The organism is Microcoleus sp. CAWBG27 (assembly GCF_020883145.1).
GTDB lineage: Bacteria > Cyanobacteriota > Cyanobacteriia > Cyanobacteriales > Microcoleaceae > Microcoleus.
Map to the genome: position 1 here is coordinate 45,766 of NZ_JAHREU010000025.1, position 23,610 is coordinate 69,375.

At 44.9% G+C, this 23,610-nt stretch carries 18 protein-coding genes; 5 read left to right on the forward strand and 13 right to left on the reverse strand.

Going from position 1 to position 23,610, the window contains the following annotated elements; translation table 11 throughout:
• Positions 1 to 72: 72 nt before the first annotated feature.
• Complete coding sequence (gene gltD / locus QZ938_RS15835; protein ID WP_293352318.1) at positions 73 to 1,557, reverse strand: glutamate synthase small subunit; 1,485 nt, start codon at positions 1,555 to 1,557, stop codon at positions 73 to 75.
• Positions 1,558 to 1,631: 74 nt separating this feature from the next.
• Here gltD and QZ938_RS15840 point away from each other — a divergent pair, with 74 nt between their 5' ends.
• Complete coding sequence (locus QZ938_RS15840; RefSeq protein ID WP_293146011.1) at positions 1,632 to 1,862, forward strand: hypothetical protein; 231 nt, start codon at positions 1,632 to 1,634, stop codon at positions 1,860 to 1,862.
• 259 nt (positions 1,863 to 2,121) lie between these two features.
• On the opposite strand, the gene QZ938_RS15845 is transcribed toward QZ938_RS15840, so the two are convergent.
• From QZ938_RS15845 to QZ938_RS15855, 3 genes are all read right to left on the reverse strand, one after another.
• On the reverse strand, positions 2,122 to 2,583 hold the full coding sequence (locus QZ938_RS15845) for a DUF202 domain-containing protein (protein WP_293146008.1): 462 nt from the start codon (positions 2,581 to 2,583) through the stop codon (positions 2,122 to 2,124).
• Between the two features lie 119 nt (positions 2,584 to 2,702).
• Complete coding sequence (locus QZ938_RS15850) at positions 2,703 to 3,125, reverse strand: DUF202 domain-containing protein (protein ID WP_293352320.1); 423 nt, start codon at positions 3,123 to 3,125, stop codon at positions 2,703 to 2,705.
• A 488-nt stretch (positions 3,126 to 3,613) separates the two neighbouring features.
• A complete protein-coding gene (locus QZ938_RS15855; RefSeq protein WP_293352322.1) occupies positions 3,614 to 4,819 on the reverse strand; it encodes an EAL domain-containing response regulator in 1,206 nt (401 codons plus the stop codon).
• A 424-nt stretch (positions 4,820 to 5,243) separates the two neighbouring features.
• Between QZ938_RS15855 and QZ938_RS15860 the strand changes: the two genes are divergently transcribed.
• The gene (locus tag QZ938_RS15860; protein WP_293145999.1) at positions 5,244 to 5,765 is read left to right on the forward strand and encodes a heme-binding protein; all 522 of its coding nucleotides are present in this window, start codon (positions 5,244 to 5,246) and stop codon (positions 5,763 to 5,765) included.
• 111 nt (positions 5,766 to 5,876) lie between these two features.
• On the opposite strand, the gene QZ938_RS15865 is transcribed toward QZ938_RS15860, so the two are convergent.
• From QZ938_RS15865 to QZ938_RS15905, 9 genes are all read right to left on the reverse strand, one after another.
• Positions 5,877 to 6,293 (reverse strand): secondary thiamine-phosphate synthase enzyme YjbQ, encoded by a 417-nt coding sequence (locus tag QZ938_RS15865; protein WP_293352324.1) that lies wholly within the window; start codon positions 6,291 to 6,293, stop codon positions 5,877 to 5,879.
• 262 nt (positions 6,294 to 6,555) lie between these two features.
• Entirely contained in the window at positions 6,556 to 7,665 is a 1,110-nt protein-coding gene (locus QZ938_RS15870) for a glycosyl transferase (protein ID WP_293146121.1), read from the reverse strand.
• A 180-nt stretch (positions 7,666 to 7,845) separates the two neighbouring features.
• Positions 7,846 to 8,943 carry a chemotaxis response regulator protein-glutamate methylesterase gene (locus tag QZ938_RS15875; protein ID WP_293352326.1) on the reverse strand — a complete coding sequence of 366 codons (1,098 nt, stop codon included), beginning with the start codon at positions 8,941 to 8,943 and terminating at the stop codon, positions 7,846 to 7,848.
• Between the two features lie 6 nt (positions 8,944 to 8,949).
• Entirely contained in the window at positions 8,950 to 9,963 is a 1,014-nt protein-coding gene (locus tag QZ938_RS15880) for a hypothetical protein (RefSeq protein WP_293352328.1), read from the reverse strand.
• A 157-nt stretch (positions 9,964 to 10,120) separates the two neighbouring features.
• Entirely contained in the window at positions 10,121 to 12,418 is a 2,298-nt protein-coding gene (locus QZ938_RS15885; protein WP_293352330.1) for a HAMP domain-containing protein, read from the reverse strand.
• Positions 12,419 to 12,738: 320 nt separating this feature from the next.
• On the reverse strand, positions 12,739 to 13,338 hold the full coding sequence (locus QZ938_RS15890; protein ID WP_293197771.1) for a chemotaxis protein CheX: 600 nt from the start codon (positions 13,336 to 13,338) through the stop codon (positions 12,739 to 12,741).
• Between the two features lie 11 nt (positions 13,339 to 13,349).
• Positions 13,350 to 13,760, reverse strand: coding sequence for a response regulator (locus tag QZ938_RS15895; protein ID WP_293145981.1), 411 nt, complete (start codon positions 13,758 to 13,760; stop codon positions 13,350 to 13,352).
• 95 nt (positions 13,761 to 13,855) lie between these two features.
• Positions 13,856 to 14,944 carry an adenylate/guanylate cyclase domain-containing protein gene (locus tag QZ938_RS15900; protein WP_293352332.1) on the reverse strand — a complete coding sequence of 363 codons (1,089 nt, stop codon included), beginning with the start codon at positions 14,942 to 14,944 and terminating at the stop codon, positions 13,856 to 13,858.
• A 788-nt stretch (positions 14,945 to 15,732) separates the two neighbouring features.
• On the reverse strand, positions 15,733 to 18,690 hold the full coding sequence (locus QZ938_RS15905) for a response regulator (RefSeq protein ID WP_293352334.1): 2,958 nt from the start codon (positions 18,688 to 18,690) through the stop codon (positions 15,733 to 15,735).
• Between the two features lie 730 nt (positions 18,691 to 19,420).
• Here QZ938_RS15905 and QZ938_RS15910 point away from each other — a divergent pair.
• From QZ938_RS15910 to QZ938_RS15920, 3 genes are all read left to right on the forward strand, one after another.
• Entirely contained in the window at positions 19,421 to 21,775 is a 2,355-nt protein-coding gene (locus QZ938_RS15910) for a chemotaxis protein CheW (RefSeq protein ID WP_293352336.1), read from the forward strand.
• 15 nt (positions 21,776 to 21,790) lie between these two features.
• Entirely contained in the window at positions 21,791 to 22,225 is a 435-nt protein-coding gene (locus tag QZ938_RS15915; RefSeq protein WP_293145970.1) for a chemotaxis protein CheW, read from the forward strand.
• Positions 22,226 to 22,488: 263 nt separating this feature from the next.
• Positions 22,489 to 23,316 (forward strand): protein-glutamate O-methyltransferase CheR, encoded by an 828-nt coding sequence (locus tag QZ938_RS15920; protein ID WP_293145963.1) that lies wholly within the window; start codon positions 22,489 to 22,491, stop codon positions 23,314 to 23,316.
• Positions 23,317 to 23,610 lie beyond the last annotated feature (294 nt).

Here is a 23,610-nt window from a genome sequence, read left to right on the forward strand (position 1 = left end):
AAATCTTGGTGAACCCGCCCCTACCGACCCAGAAATTAGCGGAAATTGAATAAGTTCGATCGCCCTTACCAACTAAGGCAAATCGGTTTCACCCATCAAATAAAGGTCGCACTCCCGGGCCACGCCGCGCCCTTCGTTAATCGCCCAAACCACCAAACTTTGACCCCGGCGACAGTCCCCCGCCGCGAAAACTCCCGGAATGCTAGTTGTATACTTTTCGTGCTCCGCCTTCACATTGCTGCGCGCGTCCCGTTCCAATCCCATCGCATCCAGCAGCGGCTGTTCCGGGCCCAGGAAGCCCATTGCTAGCAACACAAGCTGGGCCGGCAACACTTTTTCTGTACCCGGGATGTGTTTGGGAATGAACTGCCCTTTTTCGTTTTTCGCCCACTCTACCTCAACGGTGTGCACAGCTTTGACATTGCCGTTTTCGTCGCCCTCGAACTTCGTCGCCGTGGTGAGATAGCCGCGGGGGTCGTCGCCGAATTTGGCCGCGGCTTCTTCTTGGCCGTAGTCCAAGCGGTAGACTTTCGGCCATTCCGGCCAAGGATTGTTGGCGGCGCGTTCCGAGGGCGGTTTGGGCAGGATTTCAAGCTGTACGAGGCTGTTGCAGCCGTGGCGGATGGAGGTGCCCACGCAGTCGGTGCCGGTGTCGCCACCGCCGATAATCACGACATCTTTGCCGGCGGCTGATATGAAGTTATCGTTGGTGGTTTTGTCTAAAACTGCTTTGGTGTTGGCGGTGAGGAAGTCCATTGCGAAGTGGATGCCTTTTAATTCCCGCCCTTCAATTCCCAAGTCGCGGGGTTTGGTGGCGCCGGTACAGAGGACAACGGAGTCGTATTCTTTTAGCAGTTGTTCTGCTGGTAAGTCTTTGCCGACTTCGGTGTTGCAGATGAAGGTTACGCCTTCGTCTTCGAGGACTTTCAGGCGGCGCATCACGACTTGTTCTTTGTCTAGCTTCATGTTGGGGATGCCATACATTAGCAGGCCGCCTGGTCGATCGGCTCTTTCGTATACAGTTACCAAATGACCGGCTTTGTTCAATTGCGCCGCAGCCGACAAACCAGCGGGCCCGGAACCGATAACAGCGATTTTTTTGCCGGTGCGTTTAGCTGGTGGTTCGGCGGTAATCCAGCCTTCATCCCAGCCTTTATCGATAATCGACGCTTCGATATTTTTAATCGTGACAGGCGGGTTGTTGATGCCGAGCACGCAAGCGCCTTCGCAGGGTGCGGGACAGACTCTGCCGGTGAATTCGGGGAAGTTGTTGGTTTTGTGGAGTCTGTCTAGGGCTTCTTTCCACAGTCCCCGATATACTAAGTCGTTCCATTCGGGAATCAGGTTGTTAATCGGGCAGCCGCTTGCCATGCCGCTGATGATGGTGCCCGTGTGGCAAAATGGGATACCGCAGTCCATGCAGCGCGCGCCTTGGCTGCGGAGTTTGTCTTCCTCCATCGGGAGGTGGAACTCGTCCCAGTTGTGGACTCTCTCGGCTGGTGAGAGCTCGGAGGGCAATTCGCGCAAGAATTCGATAAAGCCTGTTGGTTTTCCCATAGTGGTGTTTTTGTTAGAATTTACTATTCTGATAATTTGTCAAAGCTGAGGCCTGTAGGCTGTTGAAATAACTATTGTCATATAAATTGCGGGCGATCGCACTTCAGATAGATCGATTCGTAGCTGAAATCTTCTATGTCGCCCTGGCCGCACATCATCTGGCCCAAAAACGCTGTTTGTTCTTTAGCCGGCTTGCCCTAGACGAGAGTTTGACTCTGAGGCGGTTTCAACCGTCGAGTCCGATTTTTTGGAGATATGGCACCATTCTCAACAACAGCCGTTTTGCCTGTTCCACAAAGAATTAATTTGATTGTGGGCTGTCCCGCCCGCTATTCAATAGCTTATTGAGAATAGTGCCATATCTCAAATATTGCTGATACTCCCACATCTGGCAACTTTTCAGCGCAGTCCTCAGGAAGAAGGACTAAAGTCCTGACTACGAACCTTTTTGATATGGTTTGTAGTGAGGACTTTAGTCCGCATAAATCAGAGGACTAAAGTCCTCACTACGAACCTTTTTTGTGACGGGTGATTTACTAGAAATGGTATCAATGCTTTGTGCAATCAATTGGGGATAACAAAACTGCGCGAACTTACGGCGGCTGCAAAAATAAAAAAAATTACTCCCATCCCCAACAACCCAACAGCTAAACTGAAGAGAAATATCAACCCATCTGACGGTTCGTAGGTATTCTCGTCAATTTGGTGACCGACGATAAAGTATTTTCTAGTTGAGATTAACACGGTTGCTAAACCCACCAGAGAGAAGACTAAACCCAACTTCCAACCCGTGCCGTGACGGTGCTGTATGGGGATTTGCACGACGCGAAACCGCACGATCAGGACGCCAAAACCCATGAGGGCGATCGCACTTCGCATCCACGAGAGAAAGGTGCGTTCGTTTGCAGAGCGATCGATCGCCTTTGACAGATTTTCCTGCTTGAGTTTTTCCTCGTCTACTGTCATCGGTTTGAAGGAAATATCTGGGGCGATCGCACTTTTAGATATAGCGGATCTAGCTCTCATATGAGGTACGTTGTTGGGCTTTAGCCCTCTTAGTCTAAGCGGTTATACGATCTGCCAGTTATACCTCATCTTTTTGAGAAAGGCTATATATTTTTGGATGTATTTAGGAAACACTCGGATTATTCGGGACTCATGAAAGTAGCTGCGGTACCGGGAACTGAGAAGATAAAATAAATTACTCCAGCACCCAAAAGTACGATCGCCAAACTAAACAGCAGCACCCACCTGTCCGTAGGCTCGTAAGTATCGTAATCGATATCGTGGCGGACAGCAAAGTAGTGCTGAGTGGAAATTAACACTGTCAGTAAACCCACCACAGAAAACAGCAAACCCAACTTCCAGCCGTTACCGGGAGTTGGCAAAAGAGGCGGGTGGAAGGCGCGCAGGCGGACGATGACGACGCCAAAACCCATCAGGGCGATCGCTGTTCGCATCCACGCTAAATAAGTGCGCTCGTTTGCTAAATGATCGCGCACCCGCGAGGGATTGTGTCGCTTGGTTTTTTGCGTATCTGCTTTTGGCGATTTAAATCGTGACAGCATAGATCGAACTCTTAATTTTGGCTGGAAACCTGGAGCAATATTTGTTTTTTTTAGCTTCTTTTCCGGTTGTATCGGAATGATTTAACCACAGAGAACACAGAGGGCACAGAGAGGGAAGATAGAGATTAATACAGGACGATGGAATCGGATTCTATCTCAGGAGGAACTTGTAGGCGCTAAAGCAGAGATTTTATGTTAGCATTTTAAGTCTATTTATGTCAGGTGCAGCCATAAATTTTTATTAAAATTATCATAAATATTTATTACCCAAACCTCGTATATTACCTGTCTTGATAGAAAGGAAATTACAAAGATTTTATTGATATTTATCGAGACAGAAAGAGCGGCAGTAGCCGATAAGTAAGCTGTACTGCATTTAAATTGTATAGCGGTTCTCAAAAAAGTGAGGTATGCCCTATGCCCTATGCCCTATGCCCTATGCCCATGAGTACCTCATCTTTTTGGGAAAGGCATAGATGCAGTAAAACTTATTTCCCCTCGACTAGCAACTCCTCAAAATCTGCGGCCGGCACGGGAGGGCTGAACAAATATCCTTGCATAGCATCGCACTCGTAGCGCCAGAGAAAATCTCTTTCTGCTTCCGTCTCAACTCCTTCGGCAATTACTTCAAGACAGAGACTGTGCGCCATTTCAATAATCGCTTTCACAATCGCTGCATTTGTGCAACCATCGGTAATGTTGCTGATAAAACAGCGGTCAATTTTTAAAACATCGAAGGGGTATTGTGTCAGATAGCTTAAGGAAGAATAGCCTGTGCCGAAATCGTCAATAGATATAGAAACTCCTAAATCTTTTAATTGTTGCAAAGTGGCGATCGCACTTTCGGCATCCTGCACCATCATACTTTCGGTGAGTTCTAATTCCAAACTGCTCGGTGCTAAACCAATTTCTGCTAAAATTTCGGCAACTCTGCTGCTGAGTTCCGGTTGGTTAAATTGGCGCGGGGATAGATTTACCGCTACTTGCTGCAACGAAAAACCAGCATTTTGCCAAAGTTGCATTTGCCTGCAAGCTGTTTGCAAAACCCACTCGCCTAATTGTACAATGAAACCAGTTGCTTCAGCATCTGGGATAAATTCGGCGGGCGAAATCAGCCCTTTTTCTGGATGCAGCCAGCGCACTAAAGCTTCGGCGCTCATAATTTGACCAGTCTGAACATCGATTTGCGGCTGATAGTAAACTTGGAATTCTTCTCTTTCCAGGGCGCCGCACAGATTTGTTTTTATCTGCTCTAATTGATCTGCGGCTTCTTGCAGCAATTCGTTGCTTTGCGATCGCAAATTACTCTGCTGTTTGGCCAAAGCTGCTTGTTTTTTCAAGCGGCTCGATACGGCGCCCACAAGTTCAGCTTTCGTAAAAGGCTTAGTCAGGTAATCATCAGCTCCCAATTCCATGCCTTGGCGCATTTCAGAACGCTCGGCTTTACCAGTCAGAAACACAAAAGGTACTGTAGCAGTAACAGGATGCGATCGCAATGCCGCCAGCACCCCGTAGCCGTCAAGTTGCGGCATCATTACATCGCAAAGAATCACGTCAGGAAGATTTGACACCGCCGCATTTAAGCCTAGGGCTCCATTTTCTGCACCCGTCACGTCGAAACCTTCAGCTTTGAGGAGTTTGAGAATATTCTCGCGAATTACTCTATCGTCCTCAATCACTAGAATCTTGTTCATATGTCATTCCCTGAAAGCGATATAATTGACCCTGTATTTGAACCCGATCGGTGTGAGAATAGCTGAGAACGCACAGCTCGATCGACTTCACAGCGGAATATTTTCCGACAAAAATAGCAGACGCCCCTGAAAAACGTTAATTTTCCAAGGACAACTAGATTAATGTTTCTCTGCTTACTTAGCGCCGTCCGTATTATTACGAGGTTAGTTAATAAATCTCTAAACTTAATTGTAGGCGATCGACAGTTAGCAGCACCCTGAATAACTGCTAAACTGATTGTGCCACTAGAGCGATCGTCTGCAAACAATCTCAACCTATTTATAACAGTTGCCAAAAACAATGCAACTGCCCGCAAGTTTAAAACCCTTGCTGAGTAAGTCTTTCCTCATTGTTTAGTGTAAAACCTCAAAACAAACATCAAAAATGGTATTACCAAGTGGATTTCCCGAGCCCGCAAATATTGGCGTCATAGAAGTTAAGCAATATCCTCAGTACCGCGCTGTCACCTACACCCACGCGGGCGATTTGCGACAAGCAACTGGAATTGCTTTCAATCCCTTATTTCAACACATCAGCAACAACCAAATTGCGATGACAACGCCAGTAGAAGCGCGCTACACTGCAACTTCCGAGCAAATCGATGCAATTCCTGTTGCACAAGTTTCATTCTTGTATCCCGCACCAAATATCGCCCCCAGCAGCGTTAACTCTGCTGTGGAAGTCACCGATACTTCACCGATGACTGTTGTCAGTATCGGCGTGGGCGGCGCCTACACTTGGGAAAGCTACGAAAATAACCTCTCCCAACTCAAAGACTGGCTTCAACAACATCCCGAATACGAAATAGTCGGGCCGCCGCGCCGCTTTTTTTACAATTCGCCCATGACAGCGGAATCACTGAAAATCAGTGAAGTGCAAATTCCGATTGAACTTTCTAATAAATAAAGTCAGGAGTCATTAGTCATTAGTCATTAATCATTAGTTATTAGTTATTTGTAAGGGGCTACCAATTACCGATGCCCCATGCCCCATGCCCCATGCCCCATGCCCATCCAATCAAACACCGCTGACATGAACAACTAATTCGCGAATATTGCCCCGCTGGCGGTGTTCCCAGAGGTAAATTCCCTGCCAAGTTCCTAACAATAATCTACCGCGTGCGATCGGGATTTGTTCGGAAGTATGAGTCAGTGCAGTGCGAATGTGCGCCGGCATATCGTCTGGGCCTTCCGCATCGTGAATGTAGGTTGCGCCCTCCGGTACCAGTTTAGCTAAAAAATTAGCCAAATCCGTCAGTACATCCGGGTCAGCATTTTCTTGAATTACCAAGCTAGCAGAAGTGTGGCGCAAAAATAAGCTACAAAGTCCCGTTTTAATACCTGAATTTGCTACGACATCTTCTATCTTAAGACTGATATTGTACAGAGACTTGCCTGTAGTTTTAATTTTGAGTATTTCCTGGTGATGAAGCATATCATATCCGGTAAAACAACGATTATAAGGTTCGATCGTTCGGACTTCAGTCCTCAAAAAAGAGAGGACTCAAGTCCGAACGATCGAACCATCTAATATTTTAAACATTCAATGAGACTGTTTGCAAAACTCTTCAGTCGGCGGATGCCGACATTGTTTGTATAGGCGCGATTTCAATCGCCGTCATTCGATTTGAGATTTGGGATGTGGGATTTTAGATTTTGGATGAGATTGTTTGCAAAACTATTCAATCACCGTCATCCTAATCGCTCTCTTTAAAATAATCTACCACAGCTTGGGCGATCGCCTCCGTACCGTGCTTATCCAACTTATCCGACAAACGGGGCGGGTGCAGCGGCTTGTGCAAAAACCCCCAATCCCCCTCAAAAAACTCCGCCGCCGTCACAATTTGATGCGCCGCATACTTTTCTAGCCACTCCAACAACACAGCAGCTTCGGCAAAACCATCTCTCATGATAGAAACAACAGGTATTTCCATCCGCAAAGCTTCGGAAAAAGTGCTGTATCCCGGTTTAGAAACCATGCGGCCGCAGACAGGCATCATATCGACCGGGCGCGGTAAAATTGGGAAAGATTGTGCAAACTGCTGATGTTTGACTCTAATCAAATTCGGCAAATCGGGAGCTCCCGCATCAAAGGTAATAAATTGCCAATCGCTAAATTGCTGTAAATTGTGATAAGGAATTGCCTCTAAACCCAGTCCGCCAAAAGTCAGCAACACAGTTTTTTCCGTCGGTGATTCAATTCCAAATACTTCCCGAATTTGATCGTTACTGTAGCGAGGATTGCCGCCAGTCAAGCCGACATCTTCAATATTAGGAAAAGCGGGCATCGGTTCGTGCAAAGGAAGACGAAAAAGCCGATCGCACTTTCCGAAGCATTCACCAATCCAATCCGCCATTTCGTCAAACTCTCCGCCCCAATCTCGATAGATAAAATCCCACCCAAAATTGCTCATCATCCAGCAAGGAACCCCAGCCGCTGCGGCCATTCGCGTTGCTAAAGGAGGAATATCTGCCAGCACCAAACCCACGCGATTTTGCTTCAGAAAATTCACTTCGCCTGCAATTAGCGAATTTTGCTTTTCCCGAATTTCCCGCAATTTTTCTAGAGTCGCCTCTTTATCCATATGCAAGCTATCAGCCTGCACAACTCCGACATCAAAAGCGCGGGGACGGAGGATAAAATCACCAGGAAAATAAGATTCTAGCAGCCAGCGAGGTGCAGTTGTGGTGATAATTAGTAAAATATCTGGATTTAATTCTTGGATTTTTGCAGCTACGGAGGAAACTCGGACAGCGTGGCCGAATCCATGATTGGTGATGGCAATATATAATGTTGGTCGAGACATTGGTAATAGGGAATTGGGAATTGCGAATTGGGCATCGGGCATTGGGAATTGGGCCTAAAAGCATCGGGCATCGGGAAGAAGGCCTGCGTAGGGCATTGGTTGCGGGTTATTTGTTATCAGTTATTGCTAGACAAATGACAAATGACTAATAACAAATAACAAATAACAAATAACAAATAACTACTGACTCATTACTCGATCGATAATTTCGCGTGCCATGTCTTGTAAGGATACCACTCGATCGGCAAAACCAGAATTAACCACACTTCCCGGCATCCCCCAGACAACGCTGCTAGCCTCATCTTGAACGATAATCCTACCCCCAGCTTCCCGGATATTCTGACAGCCCAGCAGCCCATCGTGCCCCATTCCAGTCAGCACCACACCTAAAACACCAGCACCGTAAATCTTAGCAGTCGATCGAAACAGCACATCAACCGCAGGGCGACAAGAATTTTCCCGCGCCTCTTGATGCGTGCGAATACGCACCCCAAAACCCTGTTTTTCCAAAACCAGATGGTAATCACCGGGCGCTATCCAAGCAACTCCTGGCTCAACAATACCTCCCGTCACAGCCTCCTCCACTCTAATTTTGCACTTTTCTGTCAGTCGATCGGCTAAACGCTTCGTAAAAACCGGCGGCATATGCTGCACAATCACAATTGGTACAGGAAAATTAGCCGGCAAATCCTGCAAAATCGTTTCCAAAGCATTTGGCCCGCCCGTCGAAACCCCAATCGCTACAATTTCGATTTTAGATTTAAAATTTACCGCTGAATTCGACGAAATCAAACCCGATTTAACTGGCAATGGTGTGGGATTATTGTGAGTCTTAGGTACTTGAATATTCCCCACTTTTGGCATCTTGCAACCATTGCAAAAAACCTTAATTTTCGGAATCAATTGCTCGCGGATGTGTTCTAGCGCCGCTTCCTTGCTCTTCATATTATGAGGCTTAGTCACGTAATCAGTAGCACCCAGCGCCAGAGCATTTAAAGTAGCAACAGCGCCCAACTCTGTGAGCGCGCTAAACATAATTACAGGAATATTTTTGTCAAGTTTTCGGATTGCCGCCAGCGTCTCCAAACCATCCATTTCCGGCATTTCCACATCCAGCACAATCAAATCTGGATTCACCTGAGAAATCTTGGCTAACGCAATTCTACCGTTAGGGGCAGTCCCCACAACTTCCAGCGCTGCATCGCCGTCGAGTACGTTACTTAGCAATCGGCGCACCACTACAGAATCATCAACAATTAAAACCTTGATCTGGGACATTTTCTATTAAACTCGAAATAACAGATCGAGCAGTAAGCGAGCTTGAAAAAACAGAATTAAATCGCCTTCTACGCCAAGATCGATAATTTTAAAATGAGACATAAACAGTAGAATTGTTGAGCGCATATTAAAATTCATAGCGCTAAATATTTCCTCTGCTGAACCTTCTATATAGTGGGGAACTACATAACCGAGATTGTATTTTAAGGTATTACTAAAAGTGCCGACAATACCGCTAATAGCTAAATTGCCAATTTCCCCCAAAATGTCAGCCTTATCTTGCTTGAATTCCTCGCTGGTTACATCGCCGCCGCCGTTGAGAGCTAAAACAAGAGCATCAGCAGCCTCGCAGGAAAACAACATCTGAGCCGAACCTGATAAATTGCCGTTAAAATCAAGCTGCGCTACAGCTATTAGGTTTTTTCCCAAGGTTTGAATCAGGTTTTTTTGCAAAAATATCGGGGACAGCGCTTGAGATGAAGGCATTTCACATTCTACCTCACACGCAATCATTTCGCTCATCTGAGAAACTGCTGTGCCGATGGCTTTGTTGACAACATCCTGTAATTTTGTGTGTTTTCCGGTTTCGAGCTTGGCTAGGTTGAAATTCCGCAGTTGACTGTGAGAATTAATTGGATCGGCGTTATTTGGATAAGCCGCAGTTGCGACGGTGTGCCGCAATTCTAATTCATTGTTAGTTTTTTTGAGAGTTGCGAATATTCCTGCCAGCGACAAATACTGAATCATATTCCTTGCTAAGTCGTCGCTGAGAATTATCGTGGGTATTTCTAATAATTGCAAGAATTGGATAATTGCTAAATAATTGTGTTCTATGGCTGCAAAATTTAGGATGACAGCTTTGGGATGGTGGCACTCAGCAATATCTAAACAATTGTATAAATCTGTAGTTGTGGCAAATACATATTCGTCTGCTTTTAACGTTTCGCGCAATGTCTGATTTTCTGAATCCGAAAAGCCTCCAATCAGAATTAATGAAATTGGTTTTGAGTAGGTTTTCATTTTAGGGAATTGAGAATTGGGAATTGGGAATTGGGAATTGGGAATTGGGAATTGGGAATTGGGAATTAATTATTTAGGGAGCGCATTGCCCACCTTAACTCACCCATTACTCATTACTCATTACCCATTATCAATTCCCCATTATCTATTATCCAAATCAATACTTAAACTGATTGACAAGTCCTTGCAATTGAGCGGCCGTTTTCGATAATTCGATCGCAGAATTTTGAGTATTGCTAGCACTGGTGGCGGTACTTCCCGCTGCATCGGCGACGCTGGTAATATTGCGGGCAATTTCCGAGGAACCGATCGCAACTTGGTTGACATTGCGCGCAATTTCGGTAGTTGTAGCCGTTTGTTCCTCCACTGCACTGGCGATCGTCGTTTGGAAATCGCTGATTTGGTTGATAATAGAAGTAATTTGGGCGATCGCCTGCACGGAACTTTTAGTATCAGCTTGAATAGCCTCCACCTTCTTGCTGATATCCTCAGTCGCCGCCGCCGTTTGTTTCGCCAACTCCTTCACCTCATTCGCCACCACCGCAAAACCCTTGCCCGCTTCTCCAGCCCGAGCCGCCTCGATTGTAGCATTCAGAGCCAGCAAATTAGTCTGTTGGGCGATCGAAGTAATCACCTTGACAACATTACCAATCTCTGCACTACTTACGCCGAGTTTAGTAATAGTTTGATTCGTAGTTTCCGCCATCCTCACCGCCGAATTAGCAACCGTCGCAGCTTCCGAAGCATTCTTAGCAATTTCCTTAATACTCACATTCATCTCCTCGATGCCGGTAGCCACCGATTGAGTATTGCTATTAACTAAATCCGCCGCCGCAGATACCGTCCCTGCTTGAGCCGAAGTTTCTTCAGCCGCCGCCCCCATATTTTGGCTTTCGCTAATCAATTCCTCCGAAGCACTGCTAACTGCGATCGCAACTTGAGAAATATGTTGTACCTGACTCGTCAAATTAGCCGCCATCAGATTAACATTATCCGTCAAATCTTTCCAAGTCCCGCTGATATCAGGAACTGTCGCCTGCCCTCCCAACTGTCCTGCAACTACCTGTTTCGCCAGCCCTGTTACTTCATCTGCAAAAGTATTAAGCTGGTCAACCATAGTATTCAACGTATTTTTCAGTTCCAGAACTTCTCCTTGAACTTCCACAGTAATTTGCTTCGACAAATCTCCCTTAGCCACAGCAGTAGAAACTTCCGCAATACTCCGAACTTGCTCCGTAAGATTAGCCGCCATAATATTCACATTACCAGCCAAACTCAGCCAAGTACCCGACAAACCATCAACAGTTGCTTGACCTCCCAATTTGCCCTCAACGCCAACTTCCCTAGCAACTCGCGTAACTTCTAAAGCAAACTCATTAAGCTGAACAGTCATTTCATTAATCGTATTCTTCAGATCCAGAATTTCGCCTTCAGCTTCTACAGTAATTTTTTTAGACAAATCTCCATGAGCTACCGCCGTAGTAACTTCCGCAATATTGCGTACTTGATTGGTAAGATTGCTCGCCATTAGATTAACATTTTGCGTTAAATCTTTCCAGACACCAGCTACTCCGTGAACTTGTGCTTGACCCCCAAGTTTCCCCTCAGTTCCCACCTCTTTTGCTACCCGCGTCACCTCTTTTGCAAAATCGTTGAGACTGTCAACCATTTGATTGAGAGTATCTTTCAGTTGCGAAATTTCCCCTTCCGCTTCAACGGTAATTTTTTCGTTCAAATCGCCGACGCTAATTGCCGTTGCAACCTTAGTAATATTTCGTACTTGATGAGTCAGATTTGCCGCCATCAAGTTAACACTTGCCGTCAGTTCTTGCCAAATACCCGATAGCCCTTCTACCTCTGCTTGGGTTCCCAATTTGCCCTCGCTACCAACTTCGCGGGCGACGCGAGTTACTTCTAAAGCAAAACTATTTAATTGGTCTACCATTTTGTTGAGAGTAGTCCCAATGCGGCGGAACAATCCTTTGATTGGTTTGCCTTCAAACTCTAAGCTAAATTTTTCGGACAAATCGCCTTTAGCTACAGCGTGCAGCACTCGCGCTATGTCTATTGTCGGCGCAACTAAGCTGTTTAGCGTTGCATTTACCGCGTCAATACTGCTAACCCAAGAACCTTTAAATTCTTTAATTTCTCTTGATTTTGGTACTTTGCCTTCTTCGGCAACTGCTTGGCTGACGCGCTCTATTTCGTCAGCAAATTTTTCATTGACACTCACCATTTCATTGAAAACTTTGGCAATTTCACCCAAGCCGTTGTCGGCGGGTAAACGAACGCTAAAGTCGCCATCTCTGACTGCTGCCAGAGCGATAATCAGTTGCTGTTGGTACTGGTTGCTGAAACTCTCTGCTGTCCCTGCAATTGTTGTCGCTACCAAATTGCTGGGATCCGAGTCAATTTCGGGAGATTCTGAGGCTGTTGATTGATTTTGTGTATCCATGTTTTAGGTAAGTAGAAGGAAGAAGGAAGAAGGAAGAAGGAAGAAAGAAAGAAAGAAAGAAAGAAGTAGGTTTTAGTTATCGTCGCGAGAGAATTCTGAAAACATACACAGCAAGCTTTTTAGCGCTCCCTATTTTACGTTTAATTAGGTGGATTTACTTAGTTTTATACAATTTATCAGGGAGGGCGATTCCCTACGGGATAGCTTTGCACGCGCGTACTTTACGTCACACATTCTCGGTACTGGCAGCCCGAAACGCGCTCTGTGCTTACAGTCTGGGACACAAAACATCCGGTTTGCATGAGGAATATTTGCGGTATTTAAGATGCCGCGGCGATCGCCTTCAGCAGCATTTGAAACGAACCCACATCGAAAAACAGCAAAATGTCTCCTTGAATTTGCAGTTCTTCAATACTAAAGTGAGCTGGAGCCAACAGCACGCTCCCGGTATCGAGAGACTTTTCTTTTAACAGTAACTCCTCAATTTCTTCCTCTGCGTAATAGGGAACCTCATAGTCTAACGGTTGGTCTAGAACGTTGCCAATTGAGCCCATGACACCGTTAATGATCATATTCCCCACCTCACTGAGGGTACTAATTTTGAGAGAATCAAGGTCAGGACTTCCTTTTTCTTCACCAGTGAGAACAGAAACTAAATTCACTGCACTTTCGGTAGGAAAAAGTAGCTGGGCGCTGCCACTAAATGAGCCGTTAAAGCCTAGCTGCACCGTGGAAAGAGGCTCTATCCCGAAGCGTTTTTTTAATTCGCTTCGCAGCTCATTCGCGGATACAAGGTCAATATCTGGAATCTGCAACTGGATCGGAAATTGAATCATTTCATTCAACATTCCAGCGGCACTTCCCACGCCAATATTGATTAGCTCCTTCAAAGCATCTATTTCATCTGCTGTTAGCTCCACTCTGATATCTCCTATTTGCTATCCAGAGCTTTTTGGATTGCAGCCTGAATCTCGGGAGCTTTTGGGGGCTTTTTCAGCATCATAAATGCTCCCAATTCTTCGCACTTCTGCCTAGCGCTGTCTTGAATATCTGCTGAAAGTACGATGACTGGAATTTTAGAGCCTTTTTCGCCCAGGGCTTTTAGCAAGGCGAAACCGTCCATTTCTGGCATTAACAAATCTGTCATCATGCAGTCTGGCGACTTGGATGCAGCCATATCTAAGCCTTCTTGTCCGTTGGCTGCTTCTATCACTTGATGTCCGGCTTCTTCAACAGCTTTGCGAATCATCCGCCGAGAGAATGCTGCGTCATCTACAATTAAAACTAAACCCATTTTGGCGCGCTCCTTAACTTTAATTATTGGGCATCGGGCATCGGGCATCGGGCATCGGGCTTGCAGTCAACCGTCAACCGTCAACTGACAACCGTCAACTGACAACCGTCAACAATCACCTGACGGTAATACCGGAATTGATATTATGCAGTACATCTGTTGAGATTTTCTGAACAATCTAAGAGGTAAGTTTTCATCTTACCTTTGCCTTTAACATCAATCATTCCTCTTTCTGCAAACAAATGTTTTTTGGACAACTGCTTGTAAGTGTCTTCTGTCACTTGAATGCAGCCGGGAAAACTATATTGTTCCATGCGGCTTGCCGTGTTTACCGTGTCGCCCCAAAGGTCGTAACTAAACTTTTTAGTTCCGATGACCCCTGCAACCACAGGCCCGGAGTGAATGCCAATTCGCAGGCTGTGAAATTCTTTTGTTTGTGTGTTTAGCCGCGTCATAGCTTGCTGCATGGCTAGGGCCATTTGCACGATCGCGTCAGCATGATCGTCCCGGAGGATGGGCAATCCAGATGCTACCATATAGCCATCCCCAATAGTCTTAATTTTTTCTAACCCGTATTCCTGAGTTAGCTGGTCAAATTCTGAGAAAATAGAATTGAGTTTGACAATTAATTCAATAGGAGGCATTTCTGAGGCAAGCTTGGTAAAGCCTACCATATCAGCAAATAAGACGCTGACACTGGGGAAGTGATCGGCAATTACCAAGTCTGGGGTTGATTCCTCTTGGAGCCGGAGTGCGATCGACTCTGGTAAAATATTCAGTAATAATTTTTGAGTTTTCTCTTGGCTTTCCATCAACTGCCGGTAAAGTTGAGACTGTTGAATCAAGCGCCGCACTCGCTGAATCAGCACTGGCCAGTGAATCGGCTTCGTCACATAATCTGTTGCTCCTACTTCAAAAGCTTGATTGACAGATTTTTTGTCATCTAGTGCTGTAATCATCAGCACCGGAATTTTTTGCGTTTGGGGATTAGCCTGGAGTTGAGCGCAGCAAGTAAAACCGTCCATTACAGGCATCATCGCATCCAATAGGACAATATCTGGGAGAGTTTCTTGACAAATGTCCAAACATTCTTGTCCGTTTGATGCCTCAATTACCCGGTAGCCTTCTTTTTCCATAATCCGGCGGGTAAATAGCTGCTGGGTTGCTTCGTCATCGACGATCAGAATTTGAGGCGTCGTTTGCGAGTTTATTCTAAAGTCAGCACTAATCATAATTATTGTGAAAATAGCATCCAGTTCTCACTCAGAAGCAGATTGAATTTCTGCGTTGAAATGGATGAGTTTACTGTAGATCGATCGCACTCTGATTATTTTTAACAACTTTATAATCTCCTACTCAATAGAGTATTGAGCATTTAACTCAGCAACTGAACGGATGATTTGTAACTTTTTATACTGGTAATTTGTTACAGTATCTGAAAAGTTAGCAATTGAGCCGTCACGTTGCTATTGAGATCGTGTTGAGAATTCTATCAGATTATAGCGGTTTTCACAAAGATGAGGTACGTTGTTGGGCTTGGGCCCTCTTGATTTCAGCGGTTATGTAAGCTGTCAGCCATACCTCATCTTTTTGAGAAAGGCTATATGTCAGAAATTTTAAATTTTCGCAATTGGCTAAATGGCCTAAATGTTGAAGATTTTGCGGAAAACGGGCGATCGATCGTCCCGCGCCACCGACACATCATATCGGGTTGCTTTTGTCAATCATTTTTGCTTTTTACGCTCACACTCCTGGAGACAAGTGGCACTTTAAAAAAGGTACGTTGTTGCGCTTGAGCGCTCAAGCGCAACAACGTACCTAAAAAACCTTTAAGTATTGTGATACTTGCGTCCACGATTGACTCATTGAGATGCTACAAATAAATCCGTTGCCGAACTTCCTTCTGCTATAGCCTTTCTCAAAAAAGTGAGGTATGACTGACAGCTTGTATAACCATTAAACTAAGAGGGCTCGCATCCCAACAACATACCTCATCTTTCTGAAAACCGCTATATATCAATCAACTAGATGGCAAAGCCGCTTTTACCCGCTGATATTCGGCTGCAATTTTGCACATCAGAACCTCGCTACCTGAGAGAGTTTTCTTCCGGGCCATCTCTTCGAGCTGCGCGCACAATTGAAACAAAGGCATGGCTCCGACTGTCGTACAAGCACCTCTAAGAGCGTGAGCCGAGGCTTTAATTGCGGGAGCATTCAATTGATTGACAGCATCGGCGAGTTCCTGCAATTTTGGCGGTGCAACTTCCAAAAATTTCTCTACTAGCTCGATCCAAAATTCTTCAGCTTCTTCTCCCAGTAACTCCGTCAATTCTTCAAAAGTTTGACTGTCAAGAGGCGGCAATTCTATTTCCAATTTTGCTGTTTCGGGTATAAAATTTTGCGGTGGTGCTGGCTGTAAAGCTTGAGAGTTTTCTTCCTCTAATTTGGGATATGTCACAGCAGGTAAAGTCTGAAATTTAATGTTATTAGTACCCGCTACAATTTCCCCAGAATTAGGAGGAAAATTTGCCACTCCCGATTGACTTCCAGCTTCAATTTGTGAAATCAAAACACCTGCGCGGGCGATTAAATGCTTTAACTCTTCCAACGCAGTTTCATCAACTGCGGGTGCAACATTTTTCATTTCGTTTCCAGGCTGAGCTTGGGAAGTAGAGTCTGTCGGCTGAGTCTGCCAATTGTTAAGCTCTGAATAGGATTTGGATCGCCCGGTTTGTCGATCGTACTGCGCGATCGCCTGAACTATGGCCTGGACTCGCACCGGCTTACTGATATAATCATTCATGCCAGCATCTAAACAAAGTTCGCGATCGCCCTGCATCGCATTAGCCGTCATTGCAATTATCCAAGGAGAAGTCGATTTTGGATTGGGAGATTGCTCGTCTGTTGCAGAAAATCCAGATTCTGGAGCAGGATTTTCTAATATTAAATTTCCCGAAAATCGCTGGCGGATCAGGCGAGTAGTTTCCAAACCGTCCATTTCTGGCATCTGCATATCCATAAACACAATATCGTATTCCGAACGCTCCAAAGCATCCAAAGCTGCTTGTCCGCTGCTGGCAAAATCTGCACTGTAACCTAACTTCTGCAACATCTGCCCTGCTACCATTTGATTGAGTTCTACATCGTCTACCAACAGCATTTTCAAAGGCAGTGTTTCGGCTAATTGTGAATTAAATTGAGGCTGCGAAAAACACGGTTGAATTGTGCTGCATTCCCCGCCCAAGATGCGAAGCAAAACTTCATGGAGCTGTGCTTGCTTAATTGGTTTGTATACAAAAGCTGCGAATTCAACTCGCCCTTGAACTTCGCGGCGAGATGGCCTGCCCCCAGAGCTCAAAATCATTAAAGGTAAATTTTTACCTTGAGGAAATTCTCGAATTTTTTCAGCTAAAGTAATGCCGTCCATTTCTGGCATATGAAAGTCTAGAATCGCTATGTCAAACATAGTTTCATATTGCAGCACTTTCAGCGCTTGCGCGCCAGATTTTGCTGCGCGGACAACCATTCCCCAAGACATAGCTTGCAGGGTAAGAATTTTGCGGTTTGTGGGATTGTCGTCAACTAGCAGCAGTCGCAAACCTGCTAGTTGAGGCTGGGGTAAATTCAGGTTTAATATTTCTTCATTAGCCGGTGCTGGCTGAGCTTTGATGCTAAAAGAAAATTTAGAACCTTTGCCGATTTCGCTTTCTACCCACATAGTGCCGCCCATGATTTCGCTGAGGCGTTTGCTGATGGCTAAGCCCAAGCCAGTACCGCCATATTTGCGAGTTGTGGAACTGTCAACTTGACTGAAGGCTCTAAATAGTATGTTTTTGCGATCGGGCGAAATTCCGATGCCTGTATCCCTCACAATAAATTGAATTTCGTAGTTACTAATTTCTGATGGTTCTAGAGATTTAGAATCGGCAGCATCCGAATCTGATACAGAAGAATTTAAAGCAGGTTTTTGACTGGATTCTTCGCTATCGAGCCTAATGTTTACCTGAGAAATTGAGTTAGTTTGCGTAACTTCTACAGCAGTATCAGCAATGGGTTTTGCTGTTACTTTAACTACCACTTCACCTGCTTCGGTAAATTTGGTAGCATTGCCGAGCAAATTTATCAATATTTGGCGAAGTCTGGTGACATCTCCGTACAGGAAGGCGGGAACACTGGCATCCAATTCGCAAGCTAAGTCTAGCTGTTTTTCCGCAGCTTTCATCGCGACTAAATCTAAAGCTTCTTCGACACAGTTTCTGAGATTAAACGGTTCTTGTTCTAAATCCAGCTTGCCTGCTTCTATCTTAGAAAAGTCGAGAATGTCGTTAATAATTGCCAGCAAAGAATCGCCGCTGGTACGAATTGTATTCACAAAATTGCGCTGGTTTGGCGAAAGTTGCGTATCTAGCAACAGCTCAGTCATGCCGATGACTCCGTTCATCGGCGTGCGGATTTCGTGGCTCATCATTGCCAAAAATTCACTTTTGGCTCGGTTGGCAGCTTCGGCGTCAGTTGTGGCGCGTTTAAGTTCTTCTTCTATTACTAATCGGTGTTTAATTTCTTGCTGATAGGTTTGGATGCGCTGCGTTACTTCGGAAACATCTTGAACCGCGATTAAAGCATAAAAACCTTCTCCTTTGATGGCTGGTATGGGAGTGACGTTTGTGTTGTGAATTCTCGGTTTGCCGTTGGGTAAATTTGATGAAATCAGGGACTGGTGTAGTTGCGGAGAAAATACGGTAGGCAAGCCATTGTTAAATACTTGTTTTAAGCGAGTTTGATATTTAGGTTCTTCGAGTTGGGGAAAGTGAGTTTTTAGGTTAGTTCCGATTATTTCTTTTTTGAGCAGCTTTGTCCACTGCTCTAGTGTCCGGTTCCAAAACAGCACGGTAAAATCGCGAGCGATCACGCACAATCCGATGGGAACGCGATCGAGGACGTTGAATCTTTGTTGCGCTTGTTCTATTTGTTCTAGCATTTTCTGTAGGTGGAAAAGTGACGAAATTTATGTATACTTCAGAAGTTATCAAAAAAAAGCTTGGGAGGTAACAATCCAGAAAAATTATATTCATTTATTCTGCCAGCTTCTATCCGATCGCTGGCTAAATAAACCCGGTTTATACGATAAATAAGAGGTTTGGGGACAGGCATTTAGGAAGAAACGGGGTTTGAGCGCGCTAAGAGTGTGTAAGTCGTGCATTTTCCTTGGCAGTTGGTGCGGTAAACCCTGATACAGATTTTTTGTTGCCAGAGTTCAAAAACACGACTGCGGGGCTGCGATGTTAATAATTTTTGCTAATTCGTATAGATATAGTATACTTGTGAGGTCAAGTTGGCAATGATTTAGCTACGATCGCACGATCGCGAATAAAGCTGATCCCGCCCAATAACGGCTACCGTGCCACGTGCACTCACGAGGGTCGAACTCAAAATTTTAGACAATAGTTCAAGCTCCCAGATCGATCTAGAGGAGTCCATCTAAAATCTAAAATCCACTGACTGGGGCGCACTACAGTTTTTAACTATTCGATAATTTATTTTAAGGGTGCATTTGGTTTTTGAAGAGGGCGAAGCATGACCGCATATAAGTTATTAGTTATCATCTCATATTGACTGCGGTCATGCTTCGCCCCTACGGATATATTTGCCAAAACCAGATGCACCCTATTTTAATCCAGCGTCAAACCGATGAATAAGGAACTGGCTCGATGGAAATTGATGAAGATGTAAAGGAATTTCTGATTGAAGGCTACGAATACCTAAACCAAATTGAGGAGGATTTAGTAGCTTTAGAAAAAAATGATGCCGATAGAGAGGTGATGAATCGGATTTACCGCGGTTTGCACACGATTAAAGGCAATAGCGGTTTTTTGGGGGTGGAAAAACTGGAGTCTGTGGCGCACGCAGGAGAAAATTTGCTCAGCCTCTTGCGCGATCGCACTTTGACGATGACTCCCGATATTACTAGCGCTTTGCTGGAGACAATCGACGCGGTACGATCGCACATGGAAGCCCTGGAAAAGACGGGAGAAGAAAGCCCTATCGCCCACACCGCATTGCTCGATCGACTTTTGCAACTCCAAGAATCCGGCGGTACTGCATCTGAATTGTCACCGAGTGCGATCGCCCAATCCAACTCAGTAACTCCAGAAGTTGCGATCGAGGAACCGGAAAAGTCAGAGTTGACACGAGAACATTTGTATGCAGATGCTTTATTGTCGATCGAGCAATTGCTAATTCCCTCTGCTACCAATACTACCAGCCAACAGGTAAATGCTGCGGATACCGAGGGTGACAAATTCAAAATTTCCGATACTGCAATCCGAGTAGATGTCGGCTTGCTGGACAAACTAATGAACTTAGTAGGCGAACTCGTTTTGTGCCGCAACCAAATCTTAGAATTTGCCAATACCCAAACAGCAAACACCCAAAATGACGATACATTAAAATCAGTATCCAGCCGCTTAAACTTAGTTACTTCCGAACTGCAAGAAGGAGTAATGAAGACCAGAATGCAGCCAATTCGCACTATCTGGAACAAATTCCCCCGGGTAGTGCGCGACACAGCATTCGCCTTGGGCAAACAAGTACAGTTAGAAATGGAAGGCGAAGAAACAGAATTAGACAAAACCTTAATTGAGGCGATCGCCAATCCGCTAACTCACTTAGTCCGTAACTGCCTCGATCACGGCATTGAAACATCAGAAGTGCGAGTCGCCAAAGGCAAGCCCGCCTTCGGTAAACTGCTACTGCGAGCCTATCACGAAAGCGGTCAGGTAAACATAGAAATCTCCGATGACGGCGGGGGAATCGATCCAGATCGGATTAAAAGTAAGGCAGTGCAAAAAGGAATGTTTTCTGCTGTTGATGCAGCTAAACTGAGCGATCGCGAAGCCCTAAATTTAATTTTCATGCCCAGTTTCTCAACCGCCGAAAAAATCACCAATATCTCCGGTAGGGGAGTGGGGATGGACGTTGTGCAAACACATATAGAAAAAATTAGCGGCACGATCGACGTTCAAAGTCAAGTCGGTAAAGGCACAACTTTTAAGTTAAAAATTCCTTTAACTCTGGCGATTATTCCGACATTAATTATTACTACCGGAGGCGATCGCTACGCAATTCCTCAAGTCAATTTGCTAGAACTGATGCGCTTGGAAGGAGAACAAATAAAAAAAATCGAAATGTTTCACGGAACCCCAGTATATAGGTTGCGGGGGCGACTGCTGCCGCTGATTTATTTGAACCGGGAATTGCAGTTAGAAACAGGAATTGTAGAAAACAGCAAAAAATCGCAATTCGACAGAGATGAGGCTTTGAATATTGTAGTAGTGCAAGCGACAGACAAACCTTTTGGGTTGGTGGTAGATGCCATCAACGACACGCAAGAAATTGTGGTTAAGCCTTTAGGAAAACAACTAAAATCTCTAGCTTGTTTTGCCGGAGCAACTATTATGGGCGACGGTAAAGTTGCTTTGATTTTGGATGTGCACGGGATTGCTCAGAAAACCCACATGACGGAGGCTCAGGAAAAGGCGATTTTAGCTGACGAAAACAGCCGCCGGGAATCTTCAGAACCTCCACAACAGTTGCTAGTATTTCAGGGCCCAGACTTTCGGCGGATGGCGATTCACCTATCGCGAGTTTGTCGCTTAGAAGAGTTTCCCCGCCATCTTTTGGAGCGAGTCGGGAAGCAGAATGTGGTGCAGTACCGCAACCAAATTATGCCGGTGATTTATTTGACGGCGGTGTTTGGTAGCGGCAGTGAGTCGGCTGATTGGGGGCCCAACGGTCTGGACGGGCGATCGCGCGCAGCAGATGATAAACTGCCGTTAGTCGTAGTGTCGATCGGCTCAGAACACCAAGTCGGTCTGGTAGTCGATCGCATCCTGGATATTGTAGAACAGGCGATCGACATTAAAGGTGCAGCTACTCAAGCAGGAATTTCATATTGTGCTGTAATTCAGGGTCAAGTTACCGAAATCCTCGATGTTGATGCAGTAATTAACAACAATTTATTCGGAGTCGAGCAGATGTTAGCAAGCACCAGCTCGGGCTATTAAAGGAATAATTAAACAATGCCTGAAGAAACTCTACTTTGTACGTTTTTCGTTGACAGCTTATTTTTTGGCATAGAGGTTGAGAAAGTTCAAGAAATCATCCGCTATCAGGAGATGACGCGAGTGCCGCTAGCGCCCGCAGTAGTCGGTGGATTGATAAACTTGAGGGGACAAATTGTCACGGCGATTGATTTGCGGAGGCGGTTGGATTTGTGCGATCGGCCTGTGGAACAATTGCCTTTAAATGTGATAGTGAGAACTGGCGATGAAACAGTCAGTTGGTTAGTTGACGATATTGGAGATGTCCTAGAAGTATCTCAAGCTGATTTTGAAACTCCTCCAGATACTTTTACCAGCAAAATACGCCCGCTAATTCGAGGAGCGTACAAGCTACAAGGGCAGTTGTTACTATTTTTAGATGTTGATAAAGTTGTAGATTTTAGCAGTCAGTAGTCAGCAGTCATTAGTCATTAGTCATTAGTCATTAGTCATTAGTCATTAGTTAGTAGTCATTAGTTATTAGTCTCTGCTCGCGAACCTTAGTCATTAGTGCGAGCTTAAGTTCTCGCTAACAGTAGTCATTAGCCAGGGATACACGAATAACTGTTTTTCCCTCTTCCTTCTGTTAACTATCAACTATCAACTATCAACTATCAACTGTCAACTGCCAACTGTCAACTGCCAACTGTCAACTCTTCCTTCTTCCTTCAATTACCATGCCGATAACTATTGCAGATTTTGATTACATCCGAAAACTTGTATACGATCGCACAGGCGTATTCCTATCCGAAGAGAAAATGTACCTCGTTGAATCGCGCTTAGGGATGGTAGCTAAAGAAGCCGGAGCAAACTCCATCAGCGGATTAGTTGCAGAGTTAAAACAAATCAAACAACAACGTTTTAACCAACTTTACGAATCGACAGTCGAAGCAATGATGACCAACGAGACATTTTTTTTCCGAGATATCAACCCCTTCGAGATATTAAAAACATCAGTATTGCCAGAATTGTTAAAACAGATCCAGGGCGAGCGCACTTTGAATATTTGGTGTGCTGCTTGTTCCAGCGGTCAAGAACCCTACAGTATTGCGATGCTGCTGCGCGAATACTTTCCGCAGTTAGCGAGAAATCAAGTACAAATACTTGGTAGCGACATTTCTACAGCCATGCTGAAGCGAGCAAATTCTGGATGCTACGCGCAGCACGAAGTAGTACGGGGTTTGCCAACAGCATTGTTACACAAATACTTCCAGCAGTGTGGCAAGGAATGGCAGATTAAAGAAGACCTCCGCAAGGCGATCGAATTTCGCCAGATTAACTTGACAGAACCCTTTGGATCGATGCCTCAAATGGACATTATTTTTCTGCGAAACGTCTTAATATATTTTGATGTTCAGACCAAACAATCGATTTTAGCAAGAGTGCGGCGGGTGTTGCGTCCCAAGGGCTACTTATTCCTAGGGGGAGGAGAAACAACTGTAAATCTTGACCCTGCTTTTGAGCTGGTGCAATTTGAAAAAGGTATATGTTATCGATTGAGATGATGTTCAGTATATCGACTCTAATAAAATAGGTTCGTAGTGAGGACTTCAGTCCTCTCTTGATTAATAGACAAGATTGCAAAAGTCTTTTTAATCAAAATTTAGGACTAAAGTCCTCACTACGAACCTAATTATTTTTACAATTTAAGTCTAATCTTTAGGAATTAAGAAGGACTAAAGTCCTCACTACGAACCTAATTATTTTTACAATTTAAGTCTAATCTTTAGGAATTAAGAAGGACTAAAGTCCTCACTACGAACCTAATTATTTTTACAATTTAAGTCTAATCTTTAGGA

What these genes read in the sequence shown, in the direction of transcription:
- QZ938_RS15865 (WP_293352324.1), bottom strand. Translation starts at nt 6,293, where the DNA reads ATGCTTCATCACCAGGAAATACTCAAAATTAAAACTACAGGCAAGTCT.
- QZ938_RS15850 (WP_293352320.1), bottom strand. Translation starts at nt 3,125, where the DNA reads ATGCTGTCACGATTTAAATCGCCAAAAGCAGATACGCAAAAAACCAAG.
- QZ938_RS15915 (WP_293145970.1), top strand. Translation starts at nt 21,791, where the DNA reads ATGCCTGAAGAAACTCTACTTTGTACGTTTTTCGTTGACAGCTTATTT.
- QZ938_RS15900 (WP_293352332.1), bottom strand. Translation starts at nt 14,944, where the DNA reads ATGATTAGTGCTGACTTTAGAATAAACTCGCAAACGACGCCTCAAATT.
- QZ938_RS15880 (WP_293352328.1), bottom strand. Translation starts at nt 9,963, where the DNA reads ATGAAAACCTACTCAAAACCAATTTCATTAATTCTGATTGGAGGCTTT.
- QZ938_RS15860 (WP_293145999.1), top strand. Translation starts at nt 5,244, where the DNA reads ATGGTATTACCAAGTGGATTTCCCGAGCCCGCAAATATTGGCGTCATA.
- QZ938_RS15875 (WP_293352326.1), bottom strand. Translation starts at nt 8,943, where the DNA reads ATGTCCCAGATCAAGGTTTTAATTGTTGATGATTCTGTAGTGGTGCGC.
- QZ938_RS15920 (WP_293145963.1), top strand. Translation starts at nt 22,489, where the DNA reads ATGCCGATAACTATTGCAGATTTTGATTACATCCGAAAACTTGTATAC.
- QZ938_RS15845 (WP_293146008.1), bottom strand. Translation starts at nt 2,583, where the DNA reads ATGAGAGCTAGATCCGCTATATCTAAAAGTGCGATCGCCCCAGATATT.
- QZ938_RS15855 (WP_293352322.1), bottom strand. Translation starts at nt 4,819, where the DNA reads ATGAACAAGATTCTAGTGATTGAGGACGATAGAGTAATTCGCGAGAAT.
- gltD (WP_293352318.1), bottom strand. Translation starts at nt 1,557, where the DNA reads ATGGGAAAACCAACAGGCTTTATCGAATTCTTGCGCGAATTGCCCTCC.
- QZ938_RS15885 (WP_293352330.1), bottom strand. Translation starts at nt 12,418, where the DNA reads ATGGATACACAAAATCAATCAACAGCCTCAGAATCTCCCGAAATTGAC.
- QZ938_RS15910 (WP_293352336.1), top strand. Translation starts at nt 19,421, where the DNA reads ATGGAAATTGATGAAGATGTAAAGGAATTTCTGATTGAAGGCTACGAA.
- QZ938_RS15905 (WP_293352334.1), bottom strand. Translation starts at nt 18,690, where the DNA reads ATGCTAGAACAAATAGAACAAGCGCAACAAAGATTCAACGTCCTCGAT.
- QZ938_RS15895 (WP_293145981.1), bottom strand. Translation starts at nt 13,760, where the DNA reads ATGCCCGATGCCCGATGCCCAATAATTAAAGTTAAGGAGCGCGCCAAA.
- QZ938_RS15870 (WP_293146121.1), bottom strand. Translation starts at nt 7,665, where the DNA reads ATGTCTCGACCAACATTATATATTGCCATCACCAATCATGGATTCGGC.